Genomic DNA, 25,677 nt, shown 5'->3' with positions numbered 1-25,677 from the left:
GCTCCGTATTGTCACAAGTAATGGCTTAACGCTGTCCGCGATCCGGCGAGCGGCCGGAATCGAAGCGCGACGGCGACACGGGAAGGGTGGCCGAGTGGTTTAAGGCAGCGGTCTTGAAATTTCACGGGATTCGCCGAGCCTGTCCGTAGACCATCGCCAAAGAAACCCACGATTCCAGGCGTTGCGCGCGATGCGCGACGCCGCAAAACGAGAATTAGGCGCGAACGCCGACCCCGGCGCCCGGCGCCGGAGTCGGCACAGTCTGTTCTCTTTTGTTCACGGCAGCGGAAGCGCAAGCGCAACGACTGCGCGGTAGTGCCTCAGTTTCAACCTGAGCATTTCAATATCGCCGAAGCCGCGTGATTCCCGTCCTTTTGATCTAAAGACCTTGGCTTGTACGGCCGCGGCGCTTTAGCTCGACCAACAGGCGTTCGATAGCGTCGATTCGACCTCATCGCCTGGCGCGCCAGTGCAGCCGACTCCTTTGGAAATTCCTTGACCAAACCGACGCGGCGCGGATTGGCGGCGTTCTCGCGCTGCGCCAGGATAGTCGCGATTCTCGCGATCAAACTCCAAACAGATTGGCGCCTGACGTGGCTTTCGATGCGCACGCCTTCATGATGAGCGACCGGATCGACGAGCGCACCAAGCCGATCCTGCTGCCGACTTCACGCATTACCGCCGCGAACTCACCAAGGGCCTGGCTAAAAAAGCGAGACTTTCCAAAAGATTCGCTTCCACGACCTGCGCCGCCTCTATGCGGTCGAGACGCTGCGCGACGGGGTGATGAGCATCTGCAAACTGCAAAAGCACCTCGGCCACACCTCGGTGATGACCACGGAGATTTACCTTGATTATCTGACCGCGGATGCGCAAGAAAGGGCCAAGCAAGTCGATCCGAACGACGCGGAGGAGTCGGCACAAACGACGGCGCCCTCCCGCAAGTCTCGGAAAGATCGTGTTGTGAAAGCCAATAAAAAAACAATTAGTTAGTTGTTAAGGAAGGGTGGCCGAGTGGTTTAAGGCAGCGGTCTTGAAAACCGCCGTAGGTGAAAGCCTACCGTGGGTTCGAATCCCACCCCTTCCGCCACGTCATGGCAATAAACGAAGCTTGTCTTCGGCAAAAGTGACCGGTCCGGCATAATGCGCGCGAATAGACTTTTCGACTTCATCGCGATTTTGGTCCGTGGCGGGCGACAGATGCGCGAGAACGAGGCTTAGCGCCTTGCTGTCCCCGGCGACGCGCCCGAGTGCGGTCGGCGGCGAATGCAACGTGTAGAGAATGGGCGGCGCCTTGGGAGGATCCAGGACGGCGCTGTTGACGACGAGAAGCGAAGTGTCCATGGCGATCTTTCGCAAATTGTCGAGGCCGTCCGGGTCAATGTCGCCGCTGAATGTGATGCTCTTGCCCGAATGGTCGATCCGGTAAATGATGGACGGCGCGTCGCGGTGGTGGCCCGCGATCGCCGTGATCGCCAGCCCCTCTTTGGAATAGATGATCGTCGGTTCCTGCCTCGGAAGTAACGCGGCGGCCAGATCCTTGACGTCGAAGGTCAGGCGGCCGGCGAAATCAGGCAGATATGCGAAAGCCCCTTTTGTGCCGAAAAGCAGCTCCACGAATCGGCTGGTCGATGGAAAATAAGCAATTTCGCCTTGTCGCCCATGGCCATCTGGCCCGAAAATTTCGAAGCGGGTCGGGGCGTGCGTCGCGACGGCCCTGGCCTTGACGAGACCGGGCAGGTCGCCCACGTGATCCGCGTGCAGATGGGTGAGAAGCTGGATGCCGATCGGCGCCAAAGGCAGCCCCGTTTCGCCGAGACGAACGAAGCAGCCGGGTCCTGCATCCACCATGATGCGTGGCGTTCCGTCGACGAGCACCAGATGGCAGGAGGCCGCTCGCCCCAGGGCGCCGGGGCCGCCGGAGCCGAGCACCACAAGTTCCAGCGCCGGCGGCTTTGTCTCGGCCGGTTCGGAGAAGGCAGGCGCGACGAGCGCCATCAGCAAGCCCGTCGCCGCCATCATGTGACGGGAAACGTGACGACGCGGAACCATGAGCATCATCCTTTGCCTTGTTCGACGATCTTTTCATGCGTGGTGACGCCAGCAGGACAAGCGGGTCATGTTTTGCTTTCGCTTTCTCGTCCTAGGCGAATGGCTGCGATCGCGCCAATGGCGACGAGTTCAACCAGCGCTTGGCCAAAATCGAACGCTCCGTCGGCAGAGGCTCCCGCCTCCGCCGCCTCGCGCATCGAGGCGCCCTTGGCGGCTGCGGCGACAAAGGCGGCAGCGCCCGCCGGGCAGGCGCGCACGACGACATCGGTGTCGGGACGAAGAACGATCGCCGTTTCCGGACGCCAGTCCTGGATCGACGCCAGTTGATCCTCGTGGTGCGCCGACCAGATTGAAACGATGGGATGAGGCGAAGATAGCAAGAGGAAGGCGGGGTGAAACTCGGCCTGCGCGTCGAGCAGAGCTTCCGGCCCGGTCGCGGAAAGCTGTTCAAGCGAAAACGCAGGGCAGTCCGCGGCGCCGAGCGCCTGGAGGCAAAACCATTCCAGCCGCGCCAGGTCGGCAAGACAGGGCAGTTCGGACGCGGGCCTGAATTCGCCGATAAAGTCCGGAAATTCAGCGCCATATTCCGACAGGAGCGGGGAGCGCGCCGGATGCTCCTGCATGAAGGCGCGGGCCATGCCGGAGAAAAATTCATCGCCGACAAAGGAACGGACGACCGGGAACTGCGCTTTGAGCGCCTCGATCCGCGCCACCGCGACATTGTTGCGATAGACGTTGAAGCGGGTCTCGGCGTCGCAGGGGGCAAAAATATCGGGCGCCGGCAAAGCCGGATCGGAGAGGGCCCGGGCGAAACTTGCCTGGCGCTCAGACCAATTCATTGTTTCTCTCGCCTGTTGCGGATGGAGCCGTGTTTTCCTGATGCGACCGGGCCTTTTGCGTCTCCGCGAACAGGCTGGACCATTGCGGAACTTGACTGTCCCATTCGATCAAGGTGGGACAGGGACCGGCGCGCCGCAAAACATGATCGTAGAGCGCCCAGACTTCGGCGCTGACCGGGGCGCCGTGATCGTCGATCAGGAAAGGGCCATGGGCGTCCCGCGCCTCGGCGAAGCCCGCCAGATGCATTTCGCGGACATGCCGCATCGGGAAGGCGTCAAGATAGGTTCGGGCGTCGAAACCATGATTGACGGCGCTGACATGGACGTTGTTGACATCGAGCAGCAGGCCGCAGCCGCTGCTCGACGCGACTTCCGACAAAAAATCCGGTTCGCTCAAGACATCGCCGGCAAAACGCAGGTAAGTCGCCGGGTTTTCCAGCAGAATCGTCCGGCCCAGGGCGGTTTGCGCCTGATCGATATGTTCGACGACGCGCGCAAGGGTCGCATCATCGTAAGGACAGGGCAGCAGATCGGAGAACGCCTGATCCTGGAAGGATGACCAGGCGAGATGCTCCGACACGACAAAAGGCTGGTAGCGTCCGACTACTTGCGCCAGACGCGCCAGATGGCCCTTGTCGAGCGGACCCGCCGAACCCAGCGACAGGCACACGCCATGGACGGACAAGGGATAATCGCGCCTTATGGCGGAGAGCCCGCGATGCAAGGGTCCGCCGGCGCCCATGTAATTTTCGGCATGGATTTCAAAAAAGCCAAGAGCGGGCTTTTCCGTCACGATCTCATCGAAATGCTCCGGTTTCAACCCGGCGCCGACGCAGGCTTCGCCCGAATTCGGCCTGGCTGTCTTCGAATCGCTCATGGCGGAAAAGTTCCTTTTCAGGACTTGAGCGAAATCAGGACTTGAGCGGAGTCAGCGATCCGGTGTGGCCGTTCGGAGTCTTCATCGTCGTGCACTTGCCCTTCGGCACGTAGATCCAGGCGTTGCCCTGATAATCGACCGTCGAGGTGCCGGCGCAAGTGGTTCCCGCGCCCGCCGCGCAATTATTCATTCCCTTGACCGCGACGCCAAAGCATTTTTCGTTTTTGGCGTCGTCGGCGCTGGCCGGGACGCTGGTGGCGAGCGAGGCCATCGCGGCCATGAGCGAACCGGCAAGAACGAGATCGCGGGAGTTTTTAAATCGTGACATCGGCGTCTCCATCAATTGGCTTACACAGGGTCATTTCGTCCATGACCGACGGAATGTTACAGACTGGTCGAAAAAGTCTTGCGAACTCCCGACAAGGCTCCGAGAGGAGAGTGGACGCCAAGGTCCTCAACCCGCCGCGTAAGAGCTCGCCGCAAGTCAATCAGCCGCTTTGAAAGACGCTCGGACGGGATTTCCCGGAGAACCGGTCACGACAAGCGAGGCTGATGGCGTCTCGTGGATGGGGTCGAATGACCGCGCCAGTTCGAAAATATTTTTTTGCCGAGCCCAGCGCAGGGGTCGTGCTGTCGCAAAATTAGGGTACAACTGTACAGATCAAGACGTCGGGGCGAAAAGTCGACAACCGGCGCAGGTATAATTTTTCCTGGGGGAAACGCCATGGACCTGCTGATTGCTGTTGGTGCGCTCTGCTTTTTGATGTTCGTCGCCTATCGCGGCTTTTCCGTCATCCTGTTCGCGCCGGTCGCCGCTCTGGGCGCCGTGCTGCTCACCGATCCCGGCGCTGTGCCAGCCACATTCACCAGCCTGTTCATGGACAAGATGGTGGGCTTCGCCAAACTCTACTTTCCGGTCTTCTTGCTTGGCGCGGTATTCGGCAAGGTCATCGAGCTTTCCGGCTTTTCCAAGTCGATCGTCGCCTGGGTCGTCGGAATCGTCGGGTCGGAGCGGGCCATGCTCGCCATCGTTCTGGTCTGCGCCGTGCTGACTTACGGCGGCGTCTCGCTGTTCGTCGTGGTTTTCGCCGCTTACCCCTTCGCCGTCGAAATGTTTCGCGCCGGCAATATTCCCAAGCGCCTGATCCCTGGCACGATCGCGCTCGGCGCCTTTTCCTTCACCATGGATTCGCTGCCTTACAGCCCGCAGATCCAGAACATCATCCCGACCACCTATTTCAAGACCACCAGCGGCGCCGCGCCCATCCTCGGCATCCTCGGCGGCATCTTCATCCTCATCCTCGGCATCAGCTATCTCGAATGGCGCCGCCGTCAGGCCATCGCCGCGGGCGAAGGCTATGGCGAAGGCCACATCAACGAGCCGCCGCCGGTCGACACCCACCATCTCGCCCCGGCCTTCATTGCTTTCCTGCCGCTCATCGTGGTCTTTGTCGTCAATATTCTCCTGGGCGGATTCAAGCCGTTTTTCGATGGCCTGATCGAGCATGTCTATGGCGCCAATTACGACCTGAAACTTGCCATGGATCACACCATCGCGACACCGGTCGCGCCGATCCGCGCGGTCTGGGCGGTCATGGGCGCGCTTCTGGCCGGCATATTCACGGTGTTCATCTTTGCCTTCGGCAAACTCAAGGACACATTCGCCGAGGGCAGCAAGGCGGCGGTCGGCGGCGCGCTGCTGGCCTCGATGAACACGGCCTCGGAATATGGCTTCGGCGCCGTCATCGCCGCGCTGCCGGGGTTCCTGGCGATCAAGGAGGCGCTGCGCGCCATCCCCAATCCGCTGGTCAACGAAGCCATCACCGTGACCACGCTCGCCGGCATCACCGGTTCGGCCTCGGGCGGCATGTCCATCGCGCTGGCGGCTATGTCCACGGAGTTCATCAAGGCCGCCAATGCTGTAGGCATTCCGATGGAAGTCCTGCACCGTGTCGCCTCGATGGCCTCGGGCGGCATGGACACCTTGCCGCATAACGGCGCGGTCATCACCTTGCTCGCGGTTTGCGGACTGACACATCGAGTATCGTACAGGGACATTTTCGCCGTCACCGTGATCAAGACCATGGCGGTGTTCTTCGTCATCGGGTTCTACTACGCCACCGGCCTGTACTGAACCGCCGCTTTTTCAAACGACAGCGAGCCTCCCGCGAGCAGATCGCGGGAGGCTTTTTTATTTCTTGTCTTGTTTTTTGGCGGGTAAGGCCGGTGAGGCGGGCGCGTTGGGCGGATAGGCGGCGGCCCAGGCGGCGTGGTCGGCTTCGTTGCGCTGCTCATAGGCGAGGGCGAAGTCGGCGATCGCCTCGTCGAAGGCGTCGCTGTCGCCCATATAGCCCGAGATGACGGCGGGATCGCCGGAGCGGCCGTGTGCGCGGGCGAGGGTTCGCCCGCATAGCCGCGCATAGTCGGTCAAAGCTTCCGTTCCGGCAATGTCGCTGATACCGGCGAGGCGGCGGTTTTTCAGGATGCGGACGTAAAATTCGCGCCCCGATTCGCTATATTCAGTCCAGCCGAGGAAAATATCGCTCGCCGCCTGCATCATGCGCTGTCCCTCGACCACACGCTGTCCCTGATTGCCGGGATAGGCGAGCTTTTCGTCGAGCGCCTCCAGCACCGAATGGCTGGCCTCCTTGACCTGAAGGAACATGGGCTCCTCGTCGCCGCTCATGAACAGGCCGACGTAGCAATAGGTGCCGACCGAACCGACGCCGACAGCCTTGAACACGAAATCCTTCAAAGTGTAACGGTCGAACAGCACGCGGACTTCCGGCGACATAACGTTGAGATATTCGGCGAAGCCTTTTCCAGGCTCAAAACCCTTGGCTGCGTCGGAGCCGGCGGCGAAATGAAAAATACGCGGCGCCTTGTCGTGGATCACCGGAGCGCCGGATTCCGCCAAGGTGGGGAAATTGTCGTCCTTGTCCAGGCCCTCGCCGCGCGCCCGCGCGATGATGGTCATCATCTTCTTGCGCATCGCCGCGTTGCGGAATTTCTTCACCTCTTGCTCCAGGTCGACCCGGCTGTGCCAGACTTCCAGTGGAGTCAGGTAGGTCAAGGCCTCCATGCGCTTGCGATAGGCGCGCACGGTCGCGGCGGCGAGTTCGTGGCGCTGCGGTTTCGTGGCGCCCTGGGCGCTGGCGGCCACCGCAATGCTGGTGGCGAGGCGCTTGACGTCGACGGTGAAATCGACCCCCGGCAGGGTCTCGTCGAAATCGTTGACATTGAACAATATATTGTCTTCCGGCGTGACGAAGGCGCCGAAATTCATCAAATGGCAGTCGCCGCAAGCCTGGACTTTCGCGCCGACCATCGGCTGCCATTGCAGGTCATGCGCCATCACCGCCGCCGCGCCGCGCAGGTAGGCGAAAGGATCGCCCGCCAGCAATTGCCGCCGCACCTCGATCAGCGCCGGCAGGCGCGTCGCGTTCTGCGCGTCGAGAATGGCGTTGGCGTCGCGATCCATCGGGCCGACCAATTGCGCATGGGCGGCGCGCGGCGCCAGTTTGCGCAAGCTCTTGCCCTGTTGCAGCCGGTCAGCGCGCGTGGCGAGGGAAGTGGGCATGTGACGCTCCTTGGGACGCTCCTGGGGAGGCTGCTGGGGACGCCCCTGGGGAGGCTGCTGGGGACGCCCCTGGCGGGACTCGTTTTACGCGAAAAAGCGAACATAAGGCCCCGACAGTCTTATGCAAACCCGCGCTTAATCGAACAACGCGGGAATCGGCGTCAAGGTGAACTGCGCCGCCAGTTTTTCGCGCAATATCTGCGCCGTCGCCACCGCCGCGGGGCCATCGCCGTGAACGCAGATCGATTGGATCTTCGTTGGCAGGACCTTGCCGTTGCGCGAGACGATTCCGCCCGCCGCGAGCATGGCGGCGACATGGGCGAGACATTGCGCTTCGTCATGCAGCACCGCGCCGGAATTTTTCCGCGAAGTGAGCGTCGCGTCGTCCTCGTAGGCGCGGTCGGCGAAAATTTCCGCCGCGACCGCAAGACCCGCCGCCGCGCCGGCCTCGGCCAGAAGCGACAAGGCAGGCGCCAGCAGGATCAAATTTTCGTCGTAGGCTTTGATCGCCCGCGCGATCGTGGCGGCGAGGGCGGCGTCGCGGCAGGCGTCGTTGCTCAGGGCCCCATGCGGTTTGACATGGGAGACACGCGCGCCCTTCGCTCGCGCAAAGCCGTCGAGCGCGCCGATCTGGTAGAGCACATAGGCCTCGACCTCCTCAGTCGAACAGCGCATAGGGCGGCGGCCGAAACCCTGCAGATCGGGATAGGAGGGATGGGCGCCGAGGCTGACGCCGGCGGCCAAGGCCGCGGCGACGGTCTTGCTCATCGTCACGGGGTCGCCGGCGTGAAAGCCGCAGGCTAGATTGGCCGATTGCACCAGAGGCAGCAGGCTGGCGTCGTCGCCCATGCGCCAGGCGCCGTAACTTTCGCCGAGGTCGGCGTTGAGATTGAGTTTTCGGGTAGCGGGGTTCATCGCCTCAATCTCCCGAGGTCGCGCCGCTGATGAGGTTCTCGCTCCATAATCTGTTGCTGTCCCAATCCGCGCCGGCGGGCGCGACGCCGGCGCGCCATCGCGCGAAACCTTCCCGCAAATCGTTCCGCGCTTGCGCCGCCTCGTCATGACTGACGCTCAAAAAATTCATCGCCTCGCCCGGGCAAAAATGCGCCAGCCGCCCAAGATCGGCGGAAATGACGCAGCCGATCTTGGCATAGCCGCCGGAAGTCTGGCAATCGGCGCGCAGGACGATTGGCTGGCCGTCGCCTGGGACCTGGATCGCGCCCGGCGTGGCGCCGTCGGAGACGATATTGGCGCCAGCGGGACCATGCGTCAGGCGCGGCCCCGAAAGCCGCATCCCCATGCGGTCGCTGTCGCTGCCGACCCGCCAGTCCGAGACAGCGAACAGGCGCAAGGCGTCGCGCGTAAAACGCGCTTCCTGCGGACCGGGGATGAAGCGGATTTTTCCGCGCGCAATTTTTTCGTTCTCATGGGTGAAGGGCGGGGCGGAAAATCCCTGGCCCTCGGCGGCGGCGCAGATCAGCGCGTCGCCTTTTTCCAGCGCCCGGCCGTTCAGGCCGCCGAAGCCGGCGCGCAGAAAAGTCGAGCGGCTACCCAGAACCTCCGGCAGGTCGAGGCCGCCGGAAAAGCCGAGATAGGCGGGGCCGCGCGTCAGCCGCAAGGACAAAACGTCGCCGTCGTGCAAAACAACGCCGCTCCAGCCCGCGACGGATCTTTGCGATCCGTCCGCGCCAGTGAGAATGCCGGTGAGTTCCCCGGCGAGGCCGAGACGCAAGGGGCCGCTTTCGACGCGCAGAGCCGGCGCGGCGAGAAGAATTTCGAGCCCGGCGGTATTTTCCCGCGCTTGAGCCAGCGCATTGGCGGCCGCCAGCCAAAGCGGATCGAGCGCGCCACTGAGCGGAACGCCGAGGCTGCGGAAAAATTTGCGGCCGAAATCCTGAACGGTGACGCCGACCCCGGCCTGTTCGACGATCAAACGCGCCATCAAGAGCCTCCGGTCAGATTGCGCGCGTCGAAATCGCCGGCGCCCCGTTGGCTTTCGAGCCGCTGATAAGCCGCGCGATCGATTTCGCGCCAGCGCACGCGGTCGCCCGGCGCCAGCAGCGCCGGGCGCGTCGGATTGGCTGGATCGAACAAAGGCGCCGGGGTGCGGCCGATCAGCCGCCAGCCGCCGGGACTGGCGAAAGGATAGGCGGCGCACATCAGGTCGGCGACGGCCAGCGACCGCGCCGGCACGATTTTACGAGGAGTGGTCAGGCGCGGCGCGGAAAGCTTTTCGGGAAGGCCGCCCAGATAGGCGAAGCCCGGCTGAAAGCCGAGCATGTAGACCTCGAAAACCAGCGCCGAAAATTCTTCGATATAGGCTTCCGGCGTCAGACCTCCAAGTTCCGCCAACTCGGCGAGATCGGGCGCGAAATCCTCGTCGCGGCAGAACGGAATTTCATGACAGGCGCCGGCTTTTTCTTCGGGCGGCGCCGCGTTCGACAGGCCGGCGACAAAATGGGCGAGGGCGGCATGGGAGATTTTTTCCGGGTCGTACCAGAGGGTTACGGAAGCAAAGGCCGGCGCCCATTCCTCCACGCCTTGGGGAAGCGGCCCCGCCTCCAGAGCGGCGCAAAAGCGCTTCACCCGCAGATGAATTTCCGGGTCGATCCGGTCGCCAAATTCCATGGTCAGCGCCGCGTCGCCCAGCGGAACCACGCGCGCCGTCGCGGCGGGCGGCAACTCACGATTTTCCGGCATTTCCCGCTCCGATAAGACAAATATCTTACACTATTTTGCTTCTATTCAGGCAAAATGCGGCGCACTGGCTGGACGGGCCGACCCGCCGATGAGGGATCAACCTTCGCAATTTTAACGCGTCCGGCCAACAACGGGAGGATTGGATGAGAGCGATTATTCTGGCGAGCGCATTGCTCGCGGCTTCGAATTTGGGCGCCCTGGCGGCGGAACGGGTGAAAGTGTCGGAGACGGTCAAGCTGGCGGAGCCGCCGGCGAAAGTCTGGGAGCGCATCGGCCATTTCTACGATATGTCCTGGCATCCGGCGATCAAATCGACCGAGGCCTCGGACGCCGACAAGGCCGATTCGCAACGCCGGCTCGATCTCGGCGGCCCGCTGCTATGGGAAAAGATGGTGCGCTACGATGCGGCGTCGAAGACTTACAGCTATCGCATCTTCGACAATGGCTCCAACCAGAAGGTCGTGCCGGTGGCCGATTATACCGCGACCCTCAAGGTCAAGCCGGCGGGGCAGGGCAGCGAAGTGATCTGGTCGGCGGATTTCAAACCGGCGGCCGGTTCCGACGCGGAGAAGTCGAAGCAAGCGATCACCGGGATTTTCCGCGCGGGTCTCGACGCTCTGGCCAAGGCTGACACTGCGCATTGACCCAACCGGGCGCAAAATTTTCGGCGCGCCCACGTCAGGAATGGGCGGCGACGGCGCGGCAGGCTTTGCTGTTCGCGCTGCCGCTGGTTCTCGTCGCCCTGCTGGCCGCGCAATGGCTTGACGCGGACTTCGTCATGCTGCGCGAAAGCGCGCAAAGGCAAGGCGCGCAAATGGCCGATGAACTCGGCGCGACAGGAGCGCGGGCGGTGACCGCGCTCAGCTCGATCGCCTGGGCGGATGTCGAGCGCGCCGACGCCGATCCGCAAAATTCGGCGTCGCGGCTGTGGCAGGTGGTCTATGGCTACAACCTCAATCTGCTGATCCTGCAGCGCAAGGGCGAGCGTACGATTTTCCCGCCCGAAGACCCTCTCGCCATGCCGAAGATGTGGGAGGAAAAATTGCGGGCCCTGTCGGATGTCGCGGACCTGCTGCGCGAGGGCGACCAGTTGAACGGCTGGTTTCCCCATATTTCCGGCGAATATTATTTCGAATGCCGCCGGGACGGAGAGGGCGCGGCGCGCAATGAAAACTGCATCGCGCTGAGCAGCAAACAGATTTTTCCGCAGCTTTTCGCCGCCCTCGACGTCAAGTCCAACAACATGCCCAACTGGTCCTTCCGCCTGCGCGATCCCTTCGACCGCGTCGTCTGGCGGCGTGGCGAATCGACGGCCAGCCAGCAATCCTTCATGCTCAGCGGGGCGCTGCACAATTGGGTGATCGAGATCGCTGGCGCGCCGCCGCCCCGACGCGGCGCGCTGGGGCGGCTGGCGCTGGCCGCGCCGCTGGCGCTGGTCTGGCTTCTGCTGGTTTTCCAGTCCCGCCGCGCACAAAACGCCCTGCTGGTGGAAACATCCGCGCGGGCGGCGCTGGCGACGAGACTGTCGCATGATCTGCGCACGCCTTTGGCCAATCTGAAGCTCTACGCCGAACTCATTTCGCGCAAGGCAAGCGGGCCGGAGATCGATCGTTATTGCGCGGTGCTGACGGAAGAAATCGACCGGCTCGACGTTCTCGCCGGCGAGACGATCTTTCACAGCGCCGCTTCCGCCGGCGGGGGCGGCAAGAAATCCGCCGCCGATCCGGGCGCGCTCGCCCGCCGCATCATGACCCGTTACGAAAACCTGCTGGCCGCCTCCGGCTGCAGTTGCGAGTTGAGCTGCGCGGTCGATAAAATACTGCGTTTCGACACCAGCGCTTTCGAGCGCATCTTGATCAATCTGCTCGATAATGCCCGCAAATATGCGCCGGGGCGCATCAGCGTGGTCATCGACTGGCGGGACGGAATATTGTCGGTGGCGGTGCGAGACTATGGCGGCGGCGCCGGCGGCGCGGTCGCCGCGCCTTCGCACGGGATGGGGCTGGCGATCGTGCGGGAATTGACGCGGGCCAATGGCGGCGGCTTCTCCCTGAGCGGAGCCGATCCCGGCCTTTGCGCCAAGGCGACGATCCGCGCGGAAGCGGAGGGGAGTTCAGGTTGAAGATTCTTATTGCCGAAGACGACGGCAACCTGCGCGCCGGGTTGGTCGATCTTCTGACGCTGGAGGGTTTCGTCTGCATCGTCGCCGAGGACGGCGAGGCGGCGTGGAGCGCCTTTGTCGAACAGGCGCCGGCGCTCTGCCTGCTGGACGTGATGATGCCGCGCCTCGACGGGCTGGACCTTTGCCGCCGCATCCGCGCCCGCGACCCGCATGTGCCGATCCTGCTGCTTTCCGCGAGGGGGGCGGAGATCGACCGCGTCATCGGCCTCGAAATCGGCGCCGACGATTATATTTCCAAACCGTTTTCCGCACGCGAACTGGTCGCGCGGATCAAGGCTGGGCTGCGCCGGGCGAAAGTCGCGCAACCGGCGGAAACCGCCGAGGCGGCGGAGCCGGAGCGCTTCCGCATGGGCGATCTCGAAATCGATCCGGCGGCGCTGCGCGCCTGGCGCGGACAGGCGACGGGCGGACAGGCGATAGACTTGGCGCCGCGCGAACTCGCCATTCTCCAGGCCTTGCGCGCCCGCAAGGGCAAGGCGGTGACGCGCGACGAATTGTTCGATCTCGCCTGGGGCCGCGATTACATGCCCAACAGCCGCGCTCTCGACCAATATGTTTCCGTGCTGCGGCGCAAGATCGAGATCGACCCGGCGCGTCCGCGCATCGTCACCACCGTTCACGGCGTCGGCTACCGCTATGACGAAGACGCCGCTCCCTGACAAAAATCTTACATTTATCTCGCCGTGGCCTGACGCATCCTTTGGCGGGGCAGGTTATAAATTCGTTGATAGCGTGTGAGCGGCGCAGTGAGCTTTGCCGCAAAACCTGCGTCGCTGCGTGAATGATTCACTCAAGGGAGAACGAATATGACCTGGACAACCCCCGAAGTCTGCGAAGTTTGCGTCGGAATGGAAGTCACCAGCTATATGTCCGCCGAAATCTGACGGCGCTGCAGATGGCCTGAAGGCGAAGGCCTTCGTGCATGAATGAATTTCGAACGTCGCGCAAAGGCGCGACGTTTATTCTGTCTGCGCCTCCCAGCGAAGGCTACGGCCAGGGTCTTTCCTTAGGGAAAGAGACCCGGGCCGTTTTTTTTTGGCCAAGGCTCGGAACGCAGGAAAATCTTACTTTTTCCTTGCCGGCCGCTGACCCATGGCCGCCTGCCGCGTCCTAGATTTGGACCAATCCTGGAGACGGAAATGGCATTGAAACATGGAGTCATCGCTTTCGCCATGGTCGCCGTGGCGAATCTCGCCGGCGCCGGAAGCGGCCTTGCCGACGAGGCTGTGGCGTCGGTCGAACATGTGGCGCCCTCGTCGGGCGCCGATTCCGACGACGAGGTCGGAACCCTGAATCCGCAGGGACTGGGCATTGAATATTGGATCGCGCGCTCGAAAGAGGCGCGTTTCGATCCCGGCATGTGCCTTTACGGTTATGCGCTCGCCAAAATAGGTTGGCACGAGGACGCCAGGCGCGTTTTCGAGCGCTGTTCGGAAGCGGGAATCGCCGGCGCCATGCCATGGATGGCCTGGACCGAGGAGAACGGCTACGACCGGCCTTCCGATCCGGTCGCGGCCGCAGAATGGGACAGGAAACTCGCCGACGCGGGCTCCTCGCTCGGGCAGTTCAATTACGGGCTGGACATTCTGCGCGGCCATGGCGTGACGCAGGACCGAGCGCTGGGGAAATCCTATGTCGACAAGGCGGCGAGCGGCGGAGACACCACGGCGCGCGAATTGGCGCAGCACGATTACGATCCGGAATCGGTGACGCCCGACGCCGACAAGGCGCATTACCGCAAGCCGCAGTTCTGACCGGATTGATCCGGCGCTTTCCCTACCCCAACCCAAGGAGTCAAAACATGCGACACGCCGGCTTGATCGTTCTCGGTTTCCTTCTTCTCGGCGCGCCTCCGGTCCATGCCGAGTTTGGCGTTGAAGAGGTCGATGACGCTGGCGGCGTCACCAACCCTTCGGACTTTTCCTGGCGAACCTATCGGGAGGCGATGAATCGGTTTCCCGACAGGCTCGGGATCATTTGCCGCAACGCCTTCGAATTGCACAAGTCGGGCGAACATCCGGAAGCTCTGGCGTTTTTCACGGAATGCGCCGAGCGGGGCAACGCGCCTTCCATGATCAATCTGGCGGTCATCTACGATCTGGGGCTGGGAACGCCGCCCGACGCCGCGAAATCGACGCAATGGCTCAAGCGAGCCGCCGAGACCAATTATTCCGCGGCGCAATATGATTACGGCCTGGCGCTGCTGCGCGGCTACGGCGTTCCCCGCGACGAGGTTTCGGGCCGCGACTGGATCGCCAAGGCGGCGGCGCAGGGCGACAGCGATGCGCTGAAACTTGTTCGCGCCGGGTTTAATCTGGCTGCGCCCGGCATCGCCGGCTTTTGACGTCCTCACCCGCCGTATCGCTTGCGCAAGACGTTTTTCTGCACCTTGCCCATGGCGTTGCGCGGCAACTCGTCGACGAAGGCGATGGTCTTCGGCCATTTGAACCTGGCCAGTCTTTCGCTCAAGGCGGCGCGGATCTGCGCCTCGTCGATGGCGGCGCCTTTTTCGCGCACGACAATGGCGGCGACGGCTTCGCCGAAATCGGCGTCCGGCAAGCCAACGACGGCGCTTTCGACCACGCCGGGCAGGCTGTCGATCTCGGTCTCGATCTCCTTGGGATAGATGTTCAGGCCGCCGCTGATGATCAGGTCCTTGCCGCGTCCGACAATGCGGACGTAGCGGTTTGCGTCGATCTGGCCGAGGTCGCCGGTGATGAAAAAACCGTCGGGGCGGAATTCGCTCGCGGTCTTTTCCGGCATCAGCCAATAGCCCTTGAAAACATTCGGACCCCTCACCTCGATCATGCCGATTTCGCCCCGCGGCAATTCGGCGCCGGTTTCGGGATCGGTGACGCGCAACTCCACGCCGGGCAGGGCCGGGCCGACGGTCCCGGCGAGGCGCTCGCCGTCATAGGGGTTGGACGTGTTCATATTGGTCTCGGTCATGCCATAGCGCTCCAGGATGGCGTGGCCGGTTCTCTCGCGCCAGGCGCGGTGGGTGTCGGCGAGCAAGGGGGCGGAGCCTGAGACGAACAGCCGCATCGAAGCGCAGGCTTCCCGCGTCAGGCCCGGCTCCGCGAGCAGGCGTGTGTAGAAGGTTGGAACGCCCATCAGCACCGTGCCGCGCAAAAATCCCTCGCGCTTTTCCCGCATGGCGTCGAGGGTTTTTGTCGCTTCGAATTTGGCGTGAAAGATCATCGAGGCGCCGGAGAACAGCACGCAATGGGTGGCCACGAACAGGCCGTGGGTGTGATAGACGGGCAGAGCATGGATCAGCACGTCCTGCGCGGTAAACTTCCAGCAATCGACCAGGGTGAGCGAATTGGCGGCGAGATTGCCGTGCGACAGCATGGCGCCTTTCGAGCGGCCGGTCGTGCCCGAGGTGTAGAGGATCGCGGCGACGTCCCCGGGACCGCAGGGAACATTCTTGAACTCCGGCCGGCTGGCGAAGGCGAGGTCGAACAATTCGCCATCCTGGCCATGGCCGTGGGTAACGATGCGGACGTCGGCCCCGGCGGCGGCCCCGGCGAGGGCGTCGCGCCGTGCCGGATCGCAGATCAGGATTTTAGGCCGCGCGTCCGAGAGGAAATAGCTGACCTCATGCGGCGTATAGGCGGTGTTGAGGGGCAGGAAGATCGCCCCAGTTCGCAGGGCCGCGAGGTAGATGAAAATATAAGCCGGCGATTTCTCCATCTGCAGGGCGACGCGGTCGCCGGCCTCGACGCCGAGCGCGGTCAAGGCGTGAGCGTAGCGCGCGCTGGCCGACAGCATTTGCCGGTAGCTGATCGACAGGCCGTCCGGCGTCTGGAGGAAGATCTTTTCCGGATCGACGATTTTCGCCGCGATGATATCGAAAAGGTGATTCACGCGATGCTCCAGTAGATTCAAGCGTCACGAACTCTGTCGTCGTCACCGCTCACGCCCGCAATTGTGGCGCTGCGGCTTCCAGCAGCAGGTGCAATCCCGTCAGCACCGCCAACCGCCTGATTTCCACGCGCGAAAAAACCTTGCCAGGCGGCGCGACGAAATGCTTGCGCACCAGCAAAACGGGGCGCTCGTCTTGCGCCACGGCGAAATGCACCAGGCCGACCGGCTTTTCCGCCGTTCCGCCGTCGGGTCCGGCGATGCCGGTCACCGACAGGACGAGTTGCGCCCGCGATTTCGCCAGGGCGCCGAGCGCCATCGCCTCCGCGACTTCCGCCGAGACGGCGCCATGCGCCGCGATCAATTGTGCGGGGACGCCAAGCATGTCCTGCTTGGCCTCGTTGCTGTAGGTGACGAAGCCGCGTTCAAAGACGTTGGAGGCGCCGGCGTTTTCGGTCAGGGCGCCGGCGAGCAGCCCGCCGGTGCAGGATTCCGCCGTCGCGATTTTCAGCTTGCGGGCGAGGCAGGCGTCGAGAGTCCTTTGCGCCAGCAAAACCAGTTCGTCGCGCATATTCCCTCCGAAGATTCAAGCTTATGTCAGGGCAGCCGCACGGTCGCCATGGCCAGCGCCGCCATGCCTTCCTGTCGTCCGGTAAAGCCGAGCCGCTCCGATGTTGTCGCCTTCACCGCCACCCGGTCCAGCGGCAATTGCATGATCGACGCGATTTTTTCGCGGATCGCGTCGCGGTGCGGCCCGACCTTGGGTTTTTCGCAGATCAGGGTAGCGTCGATATGGGCTACGCGTCCGCCCTTCGCAGCGACCAGACCGACGGCGTGGCGCAAAAAAAGCTCGGACGGCGCGCCGCGCCATTGCGGGTCGCTCGGCGGGAAATGCGCGCCGATGTCGCCCTCGGCTATGGCGCCGAGCACGGCGTCGGTGATGGCGTGGAGCAGCACGTCGGCGTCGGAATGGCCGACGAGGCCTTGGGTGTGCGCCACCTTGACGCCGCCGAGCCAGACGTGGTCGCCCTCGCCGAAAGCGTGGACGTCGAAACCCTGGCCGGTGCGCACATCGGGCAGATTGTTGAGCAATTTCGCCTCCGCGCGCAAAAAATCCTCCCCGGTGGTGAGCTTGATATTATCGCTTTCGCCGTCGAAGACGAAGACGCAATGGCCGGCCCATTCGGCCACGGCGGCGTCGTCGGTCAGTTCGCGGCAGCCGTCCTCGCGGACCGCGCGATGAGAGGCGAGGATCAGGCCGAGGCGGAAAGCTTGCGGCGTCTGCGCCGCGCGCAGAGTCGCGCGATCCGGCGTGCCGACGATGCGCGCATCCTCCGCCACCTGCTTGATCGTGTCGGTGACCGGGGTTCCAGGGATGGCGGCGCCTTTTTCGCGCGCCGCCGCCAGCGCCCGAAAGATCAGGCCGGGGCCGACGAAGGGGCGGGCGGCGTCGTGGATCAGCACCGGCGTATCCTCGGGCGCGCCGGCGGCCGCCAAAGCTTCGAGCCCGTTGCACACGCTGTCCTGCCGCGTCGCGCCGCCGAAAACCGGCGGGTCGATTTTTTCGCGCAGCTCATCAGTCAAAGGCGCGATCGCCGCGCGAAAAAGATCGAGATCGTCGGCGTGGATGACGACTCGGGCGCGGGCTTGCGGCGCGACCTTGAGAAGCGATTCGAGCGTGCGGGTCAGCACCTGGCGCCCGGCCAGTTCGCGATATTGTTTCGGGCCGCCGTCGCCGGCTCGCGCCCCGCGTCCCGCGGCGACGACGAGAAAGATCGCGCCAGACCCGTCTTCGGAAGCCTCTCCTTGCCCCATGTTTCGTCCCGCCGTGCTTTGCCTTGCCGCGACATGTCGCCCGAATCGCGCGGAAGGTCAATTTTTCAGCTATTTCGCATTGCCGCGCCGGATTTTCTGTCTAAAATGCGAGCATGAACGATGTTGCACAACAGATGAGCAGCGGCCTGAACAAGGCGGAAGACCAATGGCGGGTCGGCAATCTGGTCCTCGACGGCCGCGCTTTCCTGGCGCCGATGGCTGGCGTCACCGATCTCGCCATGCGCCGCCTGGCGCGGCGTTTCGGCGCGGCTTTGACTTTTTCGGAAATGGTGGCGAGCGGCGAATTCACCCAAAGCGCCAGCGGCAAGACAAGCAGAGGCGGGCGCGAGGCGCAGGTTCGCGCCGATGGCGCCGGGCTGTCGCCGCACGCCGTGCAAATCGCCGGCTGCGAACCGCGGAGCATGGCGGAAGCCGCGCGTCTGGCGGAAGGCGCCGGCGCTGATCTGATCGACATCAACATGGGCTGTCCGGCGAAACGGGTGGTCGGCGGCGCCTCCGGTTCGGCGCTGATGCGCGATCTCGATCACGCCGCCTCGCTGATCGGCGCGGTGACGCAGGCGGTGAAAATTCCGGTCGGCGTCAAGATGCGGCTCGGCTGGGACGAGACTTCGCTCAATGCGCCGGAACTGGCGCGACGCGCCGAGCTTGAAGGGGCGAAGCTGATCGTCGTCCATGGCCGCACCCGCAGCCAGTTCTATCGAGGCGAAGCCGACTGGGCGGCGATCCGTGCAACGGTCGAGGCGGTGGACCTTCCGGTGGTGGCCAATGGCGATTGCCGCTCGCCTCGCGACGCCCGGGAAATGCTGGAACAATCGGGGGCGCAGGCGGTGATGATCGGCCGCGCGGCGCTGGGCCAGCCCTGGCTGGTCGGCGATATCGCGCATTTCCTGCGCCATGGCCATGAGCGTCCCGCCTTGCCGGCGGAAACGCGGCGCGCCGCCGCCGAACAACATTATGCGGCGCTGCTCGAAATCTTCGGCGTTGCGCAGGGCTTGCGTCACGCCCGCAAGCATCTCGCCGCCTATGCCGACGTCGCCGCGCAATCGGGCGCCGGCCTCGATCCGAGCGAGCGCCGCCTGTTGGTCGCCAGCGAGGATCCAGCGGAAGTTGCCAGCTTGATCGGTCGGCTCTACGATCCGGCGCCTAAAGCGGAGGCGGCATGAGACGCGACATTGCCACAAAAACAGGCGCCCCTTTCAGCGCTTTGAGCAATTCCTGGGCAGGACCCGGCGACAAGGACGATCTCGCGTTGCAATTGCTCAACGCCCTGCCGCATCCCTTGCTGTCGGTCGCCGGCGACGGCTCGATTCAGGACGTCAATCCGGCGGCGGAACTGTTTTTCGCCATGTCGCGCAATGCGCTTCGGCGGATCAAGTTCCAGGAGCTTTTGCCTTTCGGCTCGCCGATGGTCTCGGCGATCGAGCAGGTGCGACTGCGCCGCGCCCCGATCAACGAATATCGCGTCGATCTCGGCACGCCGAAAATCGGCGTCGAGCGTTTCGTCGATATCCACATCGCGCCTTTGCCGAACTTGCGCGATGGCGTGGTGATCATGCTGCAGGAGCGCACCATCGCCGACAAGATGGACCGCCAGCTGACCCATCGCGGCGCCGCCCGCTCGCTTTCGGCCATGGGCGCCATGCTGGCCCATGAGATCAAGAACCCGCTGTCGGGCATTCGCGGCGCCGCGCAATTGCTCGACTCGGCGGTGGGCGACGAGGACCGCGCCCTGTGCCGGCTGATCTGCGACGAGACCGACCGCATCGTCGATCTGGTCGAGCGGATGGAGGCTTTTTCCGACGGCCGGCCGGTCGAGCGCGGCGCCGTCAATATCCACGAAGTGCTGGAACATGTGCGGCGCATCGCCCAGGCCGGCTTCGCCCGCCGCATCCGTTTCGTCGAGAGCTATGATCCGTCGCTGCCTCCCGTTCTCGCCAATCGCGACCAATTGGTGCAGGTTTTCCTCAATCTGGTGAAAAACGCCGCCGAGGCGATCGGCGACGATTCCGTGGACGGGGAAATCGAACTGACCACGGCCTATCGGCCCGGCGTGCGCATCAAGGCGCCGGGCAAGGCGTCGCCGGTCAGCCTGCCGCTGGAATTCTGCGTGCGCGATAATGGCAATGGCGTTCCGGAAGATCTGATGCCGCATCTTTTCGATCCGTTCGTCACCACCAAAGCCTCCGGCACTGGCCTCGGACTTGCATTGGTGGCGAAGATCATCGGCGATCACGGGGGGGTCATCGAGTGCGAATCGCATCCGCGCAAAACGATCTTCCGCATATTGATGCCGGTTTATTCCCGCCGCGACGGCGCGGCTTGATCGCGCTTTCGAAGCCCGTCGGAAGACGGGCGTCTAGAGACGCGCTATTCCCGCCGGCGGGAAACCAGTGGTTTTGGAGGTTTTTGAATGCCCAGCGGCAATATTCTCGTCGCGGATGATGATGCGGCCATTCGGACGGTGGTCGGCCAGGCCTTGACCCGCGCCGGTTACGAGGTCCGCACCACGGGGGCGGCCGCCACTTTGTGGCGCTGGATCCAGGCGGGCGAGGGCGACCTGGTCATTACCGACGTAGTGATGCCCGACGAAAACGCCTTTGAATTGCTGCCCCGGGTAAAAAAGGCGCGTCCGGACCTGCCGGTCATCGTGATGAGCGCGCAGAACACCTTCATGACCGCGATCAAGGCTTCCGAGCGCGGCGCCTATGAATATCTGCCAAAACCCTTCGACCTGAAGGAGCTTCTGGCCATCGTCGGCCGCGCCATGAGCGAGCCGAAAAACCGGCTGCGCACACCCGAGCCCGACGATATGGAAGGCATGCCGCTGGTCGGGCGCTCGCCCGCCATGCAGGACATTTATCGCGCCCTGGCGCGGCTGATGCAGTCGGACCTGACGGTGATGATCACCGGCGAATCCGGCACCGGCAAGGAACTTGTGGCGCGCGCGCTGCATGACTATGGCAAGCGCAAGAAGGGGCCTTTCGTGCCGATCAACGTCGCGGCCATTCCGCGCGACCTGATCGAATCGGAGCTGTTCGGCCATGAGAAGGGCGCTTTCACCGGCGCCAACCAGCGCTCGATCGGCCGCTTCGAGCAGGCCGAGGGCGGCACGCTGTTCCTCGACGAAATCGGCGACATGCCGATGGAGGCGCAGACCCGGCTGCTGCGCGTCCTGCAGCAGGGCGAATACACCACGGTCGGCGGGCGCACGCCGATCAAGGCCAATGTGCGCATCGTCGCCGCGACCAACAAGGATTTGCGCATCCAGATCCAGCAGGGCCTGTTCCGCGAGGACCTGTTCTTCCGTCTCAATGTCGTGCCGCTGCGGTTGCCGCCCTTGCGCGAGCGCACCGAGGACATCGGCGACCTGGCCCGTCATTTCTTCAACCAGGCGGTCAATGACGGCCTGCCGCTGAAATCGCTGGAGCCGGGGGCGCTGGAGCGGATGAAGCGCTATCGCTGGCCGGGCAATATCCGCGAGCTGGAAAATCTGGTGCGCCGCCTCGCCGCGCTCTATCCGCAGGAAGTCATTTCCGAACAGATCGTGGCCAGCGAACTCGGCCTCGATGTGGCGCGCGAAAGCGTGACTTTCATGGGCGCGGGCGCGCCGGCGGCTTCGGCGCAGCGCGACGGCGACGAATCGCTGTCGATGTCGGTCGAGCGCCATCTCGCCGAATTGTTCAAGTCGCATGGCGAAAACCTGCCGCCGCCCGGCCTCTACCATCGCATCCTGCGCGAGATCGAATATCCGCTGATCTCGATCGCCTTGGCGGCGACGCGCGGCAACCAGATCAAGGCGGCCGAGTTGCTGGGCCTCAACCGCAACACCTTGCGCAAGAAGGTGCGCGATCTCGACGTGCGGCTGATGCGCTCTTCGCGCTGACTAAAGCGTCAGCGTGGAGCGGATGGCCTTCAGTTCCTCCCTGCGCGCGTCGTCGACCTTGGGAAAAGCCAGTTTCAGCGATTCCAACTTTTCCAGCACGATCTGCGATACGATCAGCCGTGTCGAGAGCTTGTCGTCGGCGGGGACGACGAACCAGGGCGCCGCCTCGGTGCTGGTCTCGGACAGGCAGATTTCATAGGCTCGGGCGTATTGGTCCCAGAAGCCGCGCTCGACCATGTCGGCCTGGGAGAATTTCCAGTTCTTCTCCGGCTCGTCGATGCGGGCGAGAAAGCGCTTGCGCTGCTCCTCCTTGGACAGGTGGAGAAAGAATTTCAGCACATGGACATTGTTGAAGCACAGGTGGCGCTCGACGCTGCGGATCGAGCGATAGCGCTCCTTCCAGAAAGCGTCGGGGTCGTCGCCAAGCGCCAGTCCCTCGCTCTCCAGCAATTCGGGATGGACGCGCACGATCAGCACGTCCTCGTAATGGGAGCGGTTGAAAATGCCGATCTGGCCGCGTTCCGGTAAAGCCCGCATGGAGCGCCAGAGAAATTCATGGCCCAGTTCCGCGCCGCCGGGATGTTTGAAACTGGTGACCTGGCAGCCCTGCGGATTGACCCCCGACATGACATGGCGGATCGCGCCGTCCTTGCCCGCCGCGTCCATGGCCTGGAAAACCAGCAGCAGCGCATGTTTGTTGCCGGCGTAAAGCTTCTGCTGCATGTCGCTCAGCCGCGCGACATGATCGGCGAGAAGTTCGCGATAATCGTCCTTCGAGCGATAGACCGGATCGACCAGGGTCGGCCACTTGGCGAGATCGACTTTTTGATCTTCCTTGACGCGAAATTTATTGGTGTCGAAGACGGGCTTGTTCTTTGCCACTTTTCTCTCCCTATGGAATCAGCACCGCGGCGCCCTCGAAGGCGCCGGCGCGCAGGTCGGCGAGCGCCGTGTTGGCCTGATCGAGCGGATAAGGTTTCGTCGTCGTCTCGATCCCGAGTTGGGGCGCGAGGCGCAGGAATTCAATCCCGTCGCGACGGGTGAGATTGGCGACCGAGACCAGCTGGCGCTCCTGCCACAACAGCGAATAGGGAAAGCTTGGAATGTCGCTCATGTGAATGCCGGCGCAAACCGCCGCGCCGCCCTTGCGCAGGCTCATCAGCGCGACGGGAACAAGCCCGCCGACGGGGGCGAAAATGATCGCCGCGTCGAGTTTTTCCGGCGACGCCTCGTCCGAGCCGCCGGCCCAGGCCGCGCCAATTTTTCGCGCGAAATTTTGCGCCGCGACGTCGCCTTTTTTTGTGAAGGCGAATACTTCATGGCCCTGTTTGACCGCGACCTGGGCCAGAATATGCGCGGCGGCGCCGAAACCATAAAGGCCGAGCCGTTCCAGACGTCCGGCGCTGCGGCCGGCGATCTTGAACGCCCGCCAGCCGATCAGCCCGGCGCAGAGCAGGGGCGCCAGCGCCGCATCCTCGCCGCTCTCGCCAAGCGGAAAAGCGAAACGCGCGTCGGCGAGCGTCATGTCGGCGTAGCCGCCGTCGCGCGTAAAACCGGTGAATTGCGGCCGGTCGCAGAGGTTTTCATGGCCGTTGGCGCAATAAGGGCAGATCTGGCAGGTATGGCCGAGCCAGGGCACGCCGACTCGTTCGCCGATGTCGAAGCCGCTGACGCCCGGGCCGATCCGGTCGATCCGCCCAACGATTTCATGGCCGGGAATGATCGGGACGCGGGGATTGGAGAGTTCGCCGTCGACGACATGCAGATCGGTGCGGCAGACGCCGCAGGCGGAAATTTTCAAGCGGATTTCGCCGGGGCCGGGGAGCGGATCGGGACGCTCGGTCCATTCGAGCGGCGCGCCGATGCGGTTCAGAACCATTGCATGCATGAGGGACTCCTCCCCGATGGGCCACAGTCTCGACCAGTCGGGAAGGGCGTGTCAAATCGCACTTTCCGAACGATTCGAAGCGTCAAGCGTTCGGAGTGGCTGCAGAAGCGGATCGAAACGTGAAGTCTTTGGCAGAGATAGAGAAAGCGGCCGACGAATGAAGTCCGAGGCGCTTACATTGGGCATTGCGGGACTCGCGACGGCCGGGGTGATCTTCCGGCCATTCCACTGGCCGGAAGCGATATGGGCCGTCGCCGGAGCGGTCTTGCTGGTCGCGCTCGGACTCATGCCGGCGTCCGGCGCGTGGGACGCCATCGCCAAGGGCGCGGACGTCTGCATGTTCCTGACCGGCATGCTGCTGCTGTCGGAAGTCGCGAGGCAAGAAGGGCTGTTCGATTTTCTCGCGGCGGTGGCGACCAGACGCGCCGGGGGATCGTCGACGCGGCTTTTTCTGCTGGTCTATCTGGTTGGCGTGGTCGTCACTGTTTTCCTGTCCAACGACGCGACGGCGGTGGTGCTGACGCCCGCTGTTTTCGCCGCGACGCAAGCCGCAAAAATCGACAGGCCGCTGCCTTATCTTTTCATCTGCGCCATGGTGGCCAACGCCGCCAGCTTTGTCCTGCCGATCTCCAACCCGGCGAATCTCGTCGTCTATGGCGCCATCGGAATGCCGCCGCTGTGGGTCTGGCTCAAAACCTTTTTCCTGGCCTCGTGCGTTTCGGTCGTCGCGACCTATGCGGCGCTGCGCTGGTGGCTGCGTCGGGATCTGCAAGGCCGCGTCGCTGCGCCGGAGGAAGAGCCTGCCTTGACAGGTTGCGGCAAGATCGCGGCGGCCGGGATTGGCTTGACGGCGGCGGCTCTGCTCGTCGCTTCGGCGGTCGGGCGCGATCTCGGCGCGCCGACGCTCATCGCCGGCGCCGCGACGATGGGCCTGGTGCTGGCGATCAAGCGAAGCGGCCCGCTTCCGCTGCTGCGGGAAATTTCATGGGGCGTGCTGCCGCTCGTCGCCGGCCTGTTCATTTTTGTCGAGGCTCTCAACCGCATCGGCCTCACCGCCCAGTTGGCGGGCGTGCTGAAAACTGTCGCTCAGATGCAAGCCTTTGGCCCTTTTCTCGCGGGCGCGTCCGTCGCTATCGTCTCCAACCTCGTCAATAATTTGCCGGCGGGCCTGATCGCGGCGAGCGCCCTCCATCTGGCGGAGTCCCCGGCGGACATGACGAGCGCCGTTCTGGTCGGCGTCGACCTTGGCCCGAATTTTTCGGTGACCGGTTCGCTGGCGACCATTCTTTGGCTTGCGGCCCTGCGCCGCGAAAACCTGCACGTCAGCGCGCTGGACTTTCTGATCGTCGGCGCGGTGGCGACGCCGCCCGCGCTCGTCCTTTCGCTCGCCGCGCTCCGCGTCTGATCCGAGGGTTACAGGTCCGCAAGGGGAGGTTCACGATGAATAATGGCAACGCTGTCTGGCTTTATCCGCTCATTCTGGCCGCCGGCGCGCTTCAGGCCTGGGGACCGCCGATGAACGGGGCGTTGCGCAACGCCCTGGTAAATCCATGGCTCGCAAGCCTTGTCTCGTTCCTGCCGATCATCGCTTTCCTGGGATGTATTTTCTTTTGCCTGCCAAATCCGCTCCCAACGATGGAAGGCCTGCAAAAAATGCCTTGGTGGGCGCCGCTCGGCGGGGTGATCGGCGCCTTTGCCGTCGTTGCCGGACTGATGTTCGTCAATGAGGTCGGAGCCGGCACATTCGCCGGCTTGCTCATCACCGCCAATTTCCTGATGTCGCTTTTGATCGACAAATTCGGCTGGTTCGGAATGCAGCCGCATGATTTGACGACGGGAAGACTATTCGGCGCGGCGTTCATGGTGGCGGGGATCACGCTGATCAGTCGTTTTTGACGTTCAATGCTTTTGCGCCACTCTGGCCGGCGAAAAACGATCAGCCCAAGATCCAGGCGAAAACGCCGGTGGAGGCC

Annotated in this window: 26 protein-coding genes and 1 tRNA gene; 14 read left to right on the top strand and 13 right to left on the bottom strand. The window is 63.7% G+C overall.

From position 1 onward, the window contains the following. Positions 1-786: 786 nt before the first annotated feature. Both ACLP2E_RS02950 and ACLP2E_RS02945 read left to right on the top strand, forming a co-directional pair. Entirely contained in the window at positions 787-993 is a 207-nt protein-coding gene (locus tag ACLP2E_RS02950) for a hypothetical protein (RefSeq protein WP_442465107.1), read from the top strand. A gap of 7 nt (positions 994-1,000) precedes the next feature. Then, positions 1,001-1,090, top strand: a tRNA-Ser gene (locus ACLP2E_RS02945). Positions 1,091-1,092: 2 nt separating this feature from the next. Here ACLP2E_RS02945 and ACLP2E_RS02940 read toward each other — a convergent pair. From ACLP2E_RS02940 to ACLP2E_RS02925, 4 genes are all read right to left on the bottom strand, one after another. Further along, a complete protein-coding gene (locus ACLP2E_RS02940; RefSeq protein ID WP_442462123.1) occupies positions 1,093-2,052 on the bottom strand; it encodes an MBL fold metallo-hydrolase in 960 nt (319 codons plus the stop codon). 65 nt (positions 2,053-2,117) lie between these two features. After that, positions 2,118-2,891, bottom strand: coding sequence for an HvfC/BufC family peptide modification chaperone (locus tag ACLP2E_RS02935; protein ID WP_442462124.1), 774 nt, complete (start codon positions 2,889-2,891; stop codon positions 2,118-2,120). Continuing rightward, positions 2,878-3,768, bottom strand: coding sequence for an MNIO family bufferin maturase (gene bufB, locus ACLP2E_RS02930; protein ID WP_442465106.1), 891 nt, complete (start codon positions 3,766-3,768; stop codon positions 2,878-2,880). Before bufB ends, ACLP2E_RS02935 begins: the two co-directional genes overlap by 14 nt. Positions 3,769-3,802: 34 nt before the next feature. Next, the gene (locus ACLP2E_RS02925; protein ID WP_442462126.1) at positions 3,803-4,096 is read right to left on the bottom strand and encodes a BufA1 family periplasmic bufferin-type metallophore; all 294 of its coding nucleotides are present in this window, start codon (positions 4,094-4,096) and stop codon (positions 3,803-3,805) included. A 396-nt stretch (positions 4,097-4,492) separates the two neighbouring features. Here ACLP2E_RS02925 and ACLP2E_RS02920 point away from each other — a divergent pair, with 396 nt between their 5' ends. After that, complete coding sequence (locus ACLP2E_RS02920) at positions 4,493-5,902, top strand: GntP family permease (RefSeq protein ID WP_442462127.1); 1,410 nt, start codon at positions 4,493-4,495, stop codon at positions 5,900-5,902. Between the two features lie 57 nt (positions 5,903-5,959). Here ACLP2E_RS02920 and ACLP2E_RS02915 read toward each other — a convergent pair whose 3' ends face one another. The 4 genes from ACLP2E_RS02915 to pxpB all read right to left on the bottom strand — a co-directional run bounded on the left by ACLP2E_RS02915 (position 5,960) and on the right by pxpB (position 10,048). After that, on the bottom strand, positions 5,960-7,348 hold the full coding sequence (locus tag ACLP2E_RS02915) for a DUF2252 domain-containing protein (RefSeq protein WP_442462128.1): 1,389 nt from the start codon (positions 7,346-7,348) through the stop codon (positions 5,960-5,962). Positions 7,349-7,483: 135 nt separating this feature from the next. Continuing rightward, on the bottom strand, positions 7,484-8,263 hold the full coding sequence (locus ACLP2E_RS02910) for a LamB/YcsF family protein (RefSeq protein WP_442465105.1): 780 nt from the start codon (positions 8,261-8,263) through the stop codon (positions 7,484-7,486). A gap of 4 nt (positions 8,264-8,267) precedes the next feature. Beyond that, on the bottom strand, positions 8,268-9,290 hold the full coding sequence (locus tag ACLP2E_RS02905; RefSeq protein WP_442465104.1) for a biotin-dependent carboxyltransferase family protein: 1,023 nt from the start codon (positions 9,288-9,290) through the stop codon (positions 8,268-8,270). Then, positions 9,290-10,048: a 5-oxoprolinase subunit PxpB gene (gene pxpB, locus ACLP2E_RS02900; protein ID WP_442465103.1), complete on the bottom strand. Its 759-nt coding sequence runs from the start codon at positions 10,046-10,048 to the stop codon at positions 9,290-9,292. Before pxpB ends, ACLP2E_RS02905 begins: the two co-directional genes overlap by 1 nt. A 143-nt stretch (positions 10,049-10,191) precedes the next feature. Here pxpB and ACLP2E_RS02895 point away from each other — a divergent pair, with 143 nt between their 5' ends. From ACLP2E_RS02895 to ACLP2E_RS02870, 6 genes are all read left to right on the top strand, one after another. Further along, positions 10,192-10,692 (top strand): SRPBCC family protein, encoded by a 501-nt coding sequence (locus ACLP2E_RS02895; RefSeq protein WP_442462132.1) that lies wholly within the window; start codon positions 10,192-10,194, stop codon positions 10,690-10,692. After that, positions 10,689-12,170, top strand: a complete 1,482-nt coding sequence (locus ACLP2E_RS02890; RefSeq protein ID WP_442462133.1) for a sensor histidine kinase — start codon at positions 10,689-10,691, stop codon at positions 12,168-12,170. Before ACLP2E_RS02895 ends, ACLP2E_RS02890 begins: the two co-directional genes overlap by 4 nt. Continuing rightward, positions 12,167-12,889 carry a response regulator transcription factor gene (locus tag ACLP2E_RS02885; RefSeq protein WP_442462134.1) on the top strand — a complete coding sequence of 241 codons (723 nt, stop codon included), beginning with the start codon at positions 12,167-12,169 and terminating at the stop codon, positions 12,887-12,889. Before ACLP2E_RS02890 ends, ACLP2E_RS02885 begins: the two co-directional genes overlap by 4 nt. A 147-nt stretch (positions 12,890-13,036) precedes the next feature. After that, positions 13,037-13,114: a pyrroloquinoline quinone precursor peptide PqqA gene (gene pqqA, locus ACLP2E_RS02880; RefSeq protein ID WP_442462146.1), complete on the top strand. Its 78-nt coding sequence runs from the start codon at positions 13,037-13,039 to the stop codon at positions 13,112-13,114. Positions 13,115-13,369: 255 nt separating this feature from the next. Beyond that, complete coding sequence (locus ACLP2E_RS02875; protein WP_442465102.1) at positions 13,370-13,984, top strand: tetratricopeptide repeat protein; 615 nt, start codon at positions 13,370-13,372, stop codon at positions 13,982-13,984. 47 nt (positions 13,985-14,031) lie between these two features. Further along, positions 14,032-14,574, top strand: coding sequence for a tetratricopeptide repeat protein (locus ACLP2E_RS02870; protein ID WP_442465101.1), 543 nt, complete (start codon positions 14,032-14,034; stop codon positions 14,572-14,574). 5 nt (positions 14,575-14,579) lie between these two features. Here ACLP2E_RS02870 and ACLP2E_RS02865 read toward each other — a convergent pair whose 3' ends face one another. The 3 genes from ACLP2E_RS02865 to ACLP2E_RS02855 are packed head-to-tail and all read right to left on the bottom strand — an operon-like array spanning position 14,580 to position 17,912. Next, positions 14,580-16,100, bottom strand: coding sequence for a malonate--CoA ligase (locus ACLP2E_RS02865; protein WP_442465100.1), 1,521 nt, complete (start codon positions 16,098-16,100; stop codon positions 14,580-14,582). 49 nt (positions 16,101-16,149) lie between these two features. Beyond that, complete coding sequence (locus ACLP2E_RS02860) at positions 16,150-16,668, bottom strand: CinA family protein (protein WP_442462138.1); 519 nt, start codon at positions 16,666-16,668, stop codon at positions 16,150-16,152. A 26-nt stretch (positions 16,669-16,694) separates the two neighbouring features. Further along, a complete protein-coding gene (locus tag ACLP2E_RS02855; protein ID WP_442465099.1) occupies positions 16,695-17,912 on the bottom strand; it encodes a bifunctional 2-C-methyl-D-erythritol 4-phosphate cytidylyltransferase/2-C-methyl-D-erythritol 2,4-cyclodiphosphate synthase in 1,218 nt (405 codons plus the stop codon). A 113-nt stretch (positions 17,913-18,025) separates the two neighbouring features. Here ACLP2E_RS02855 and dusB point away from each other — a divergent pair, with 113 nt between their 5' ends. The 3 genes from dusB (at position 18,026) to ntrC (ending at position 21,816) form a co-directional block, all read left to right on the top strand. Continuing rightward, entirely contained in the window at positions 18,026-19,096 is a 1,071-nt protein-coding gene (gene dusB / locus ACLP2E_RS02850; RefSeq protein WP_442465098.1) for a tRNA dihydrouridine synthase DusB, read from the top strand. Further along, entirely contained in the window at positions 19,093-20,256 is a 1,164-nt protein-coding gene (locus ACLP2E_RS02845) for a two-component system sensor histidine kinase NtrB (protein ID WP_442465097.1), read from the top strand. Before dusB ends, ACLP2E_RS02845 begins: the two co-directional genes overlap by 4 nt. An 87-nt stretch (positions 20,257-20,343) precedes the next feature. Next, positions 20,344-21,816 (top strand): nitrogen regulation protein NR(I), encoded by a 1,473-nt coding sequence (ntrC, locus tag ACLP2E_RS02840; RefSeq protein WP_442465096.1) that lies wholly within the window; start codon positions 20,344-20,346, stop codon positions 21,814-21,816. On the opposite strand, the gene ACLP2E_RS02835 is transcribed toward ntrC, so the two are convergent. Together ACLP2E_RS02835 and ACLP2E_RS02830 are read right to left on the bottom strand one after the other, a co-directional pair. Beyond that, positions 21,817-22,698, bottom strand: coding sequence for an ADP-polyphosphate phosphotransferase (locus tag ACLP2E_RS02835; RefSeq protein WP_442462390.1), 882 nt, complete (start codon positions 22,696-22,698; stop codon positions 21,817-21,819). It lies immediately after the preceding gene. Between the two features lie 10 nt (positions 22,699-22,708). Then, the gene (locus tag ACLP2E_RS02830; RefSeq protein ID WP_442462391.1) at positions 22,709-23,704 is read right to left on the bottom strand and encodes a zinc-dependent alcohol dehydrogenase family protein; all 996 of its coding nucleotides are present in this window, start codon (positions 23,702-23,704) and stop codon (positions 22,709-22,711) included. A gap of 157 nt (positions 23,705-23,861) precedes the next feature. Here ACLP2E_RS02830 and ACLP2E_RS02825 point away from each other — a divergent pair, with 157 nt between their 5' ends. Next, positions 23,862-25,109, top strand: coding sequence for an arsenic transporter (locus ACLP2E_RS02825; RefSeq protein WP_442462392.1), 1,248 nt, complete (start codon positions 23,862-23,864; stop codon positions 25,107-25,109). Between the two features lie 35 nt (positions 25,110-25,144). Continuing rightward, positions 25,145-25,600 (top strand): DMT family transporter, encoded by a 456-nt coding sequence (locus ACLP2E_RS02820; protein ID WP_442462393.1) that lies wholly within the window; start codon positions 25,145-25,147, stop codon positions 25,598-25,600. Positions 25,601-25,677: the final 77 nt, after the last annotated feature.

It is taken from the genome of Rhodoblastus sp. (assembly GCF_052145335.1).
Lineage (GTDB): Bacteria > Pseudomonadota > Alphaproteobacteria > Rhizobiales > Beijerinckiaceae > Rhodoblastus.
Note: the sequence above shows the minus strand (reverse complement) of the source record. Positions and strands in the feature narration are given on the sequence as shown.

Excerpts from the sequence above, each read along its gene's own strand:
- ntrC (WP_442465096.1), top strand. The coding sequence starts at position 20,344 with ATGCCCAGCGGCAATATTCTCGTCGCGGATGATGATGCGGCCATTCGG.
- ACLP2E_RS02920 (WP_442462127.1), top strand. The coding sequence starts at position 4,493 with ATGGACCTGCTGATTGCTGTTGGTGCGCTCTGCTTTTTGATGTTCGTC.
- ACLP2E_RS02855 (WP_442465099.1), bottom strand. The coding sequence starts at position 17,912 with ATGGGGCAAGGAGAGGCTTCCGAAGACGGGTCTGGCGCGATCTTTCTC.
- ACLP2E_RS02925 (WP_442462126.1), bottom strand. The coding sequence starts at position 4,096 with ATGTCACGATTTAAAAACTCCCGCGATCTCGTTCTTGCCGGTTCGCTC.
- ACLP2E_RS02875 (WP_442465102.1), top strand. The coding sequence starts at position 13,370 with ATGGCATTGAAACATGGAGTCATCGCTTTCGCCATGGTCGCCGTGGCG.
- ACLP2E_RS02895 (WP_442462132.1), top strand. The coding sequence starts at position 10,192 with ATGAGAGCGATTATTCTGGCGAGCGCATTGCTCGCGGCTTCGAATTTG.
- ACLP2E_RS02910 (WP_442465105.1), bottom strand. The coding sequence starts at position 8,263 with ATGAACCCCGCTACCCGAAAACTCAATCTCAACGCCGACCTCGGCGAA.
- ACLP2E_RS02845 (WP_442465097.1), top strand. The coding sequence starts at position 19,093 with ATGAGACGCGACATTGCCACAAAAACAGGCGCCCCTTTCAGCGCTTTG.
- ACLP2E_RS02935 (WP_442462124.1), bottom strand. The coding sequence starts at position 2,891 with ATGAATTGGTCTGAGCGCCAGGCAAGTTTCGCCCGGGCCCTCTCCGAT.
- ACLP2E_RS02860 (WP_442462138.1), bottom strand. The coding sequence starts at position 16,668 with ATGCGCGACGAACTGGTTTTGCTGGCGCAAAGGACTCTCGACGCCTGC.
- pxpB (WP_442465103.1), bottom strand. The coding sequence starts at position 10,048 with ATGCCGGAAAATCGTGAGTTGCCGCCCGCCGCGACGGCGCGCGTGGTT.
- bufB (WP_442465106.1), bottom strand. The coding sequence starts at position 3,768 with ATGAGCGATTCGAAGACAGCCAGGCCGAATTCGGGCGAAGCCTGCGTC.
- dusB (WP_442465098.1), top strand. The coding sequence starts at position 18,026 with ATGAACGATGTTGCACAACAGATGAGCAGCGGCCTGAACAAGGCGGAA.
- ACLP2E_RS02830 (WP_442462391.1), bottom strand. The coding sequence starts at position 23,704 with ATGCATGCAATGGTTCTGAACCGCATCGGCGCGCCGCTCGAATGGACC.
- ACLP2E_RS02950 (WP_442465107.1), top strand. The coding sequence starts at position 787 with ATGAGCATCTGCAAACTGCAAAAGCACCTCGGCCACACCTCGGTGATG.
- ACLP2E_RS02820 (WP_442462393.1), top strand. The coding sequence starts at position 25,145 with ATGAATAATGGCAACGCTGTCTGGCTTTATCCGCTCATTCTGGCCGCC.
- pqqA (WP_442462146.1), top strand. The coding sequence starts at position 13,037 with ATGACCTGGACAACCCCCGAAGTCTGCGAAGTTTGCGTCGGAATGGAA.
- ACLP2E_RS02915 (WP_442462128.1), bottom strand. The coding sequence starts at position 7,348 with ATGCCCACTTCCCTCGCCACGCGCGCTGACCGGCTGCAACAGGGCAAG.
- ACLP2E_RS02825 (WP_442462392.1), top strand. The coding sequence starts at position 23,862 with ATGAAGTCCGAGGCGCTTACATTGGGCATTGCGGGACTCGCGACGGCC.
- ACLP2E_RS02870 (WP_442465101.1), top strand. The coding sequence starts at position 14,032 with ATGCGACACGCCGGCTTGATCGTTCTCGGTTTCCTTCTTCTCGGCGCG.
- ACLP2E_RS02940 (WP_442462123.1), bottom strand. The coding sequence starts at position 2,052 with ATGGTTCCGCGTCGTCACGTTTCCCGTCACATGATGGCGGCGACGGGC.
- ACLP2E_RS02905 (WP_442465104.1), bottom strand. The coding sequence starts at position 9,290 with ATGGCGCGTTTGATCGTCGAACAGGCCGGGGTCGGCGTCACCGTTCAG.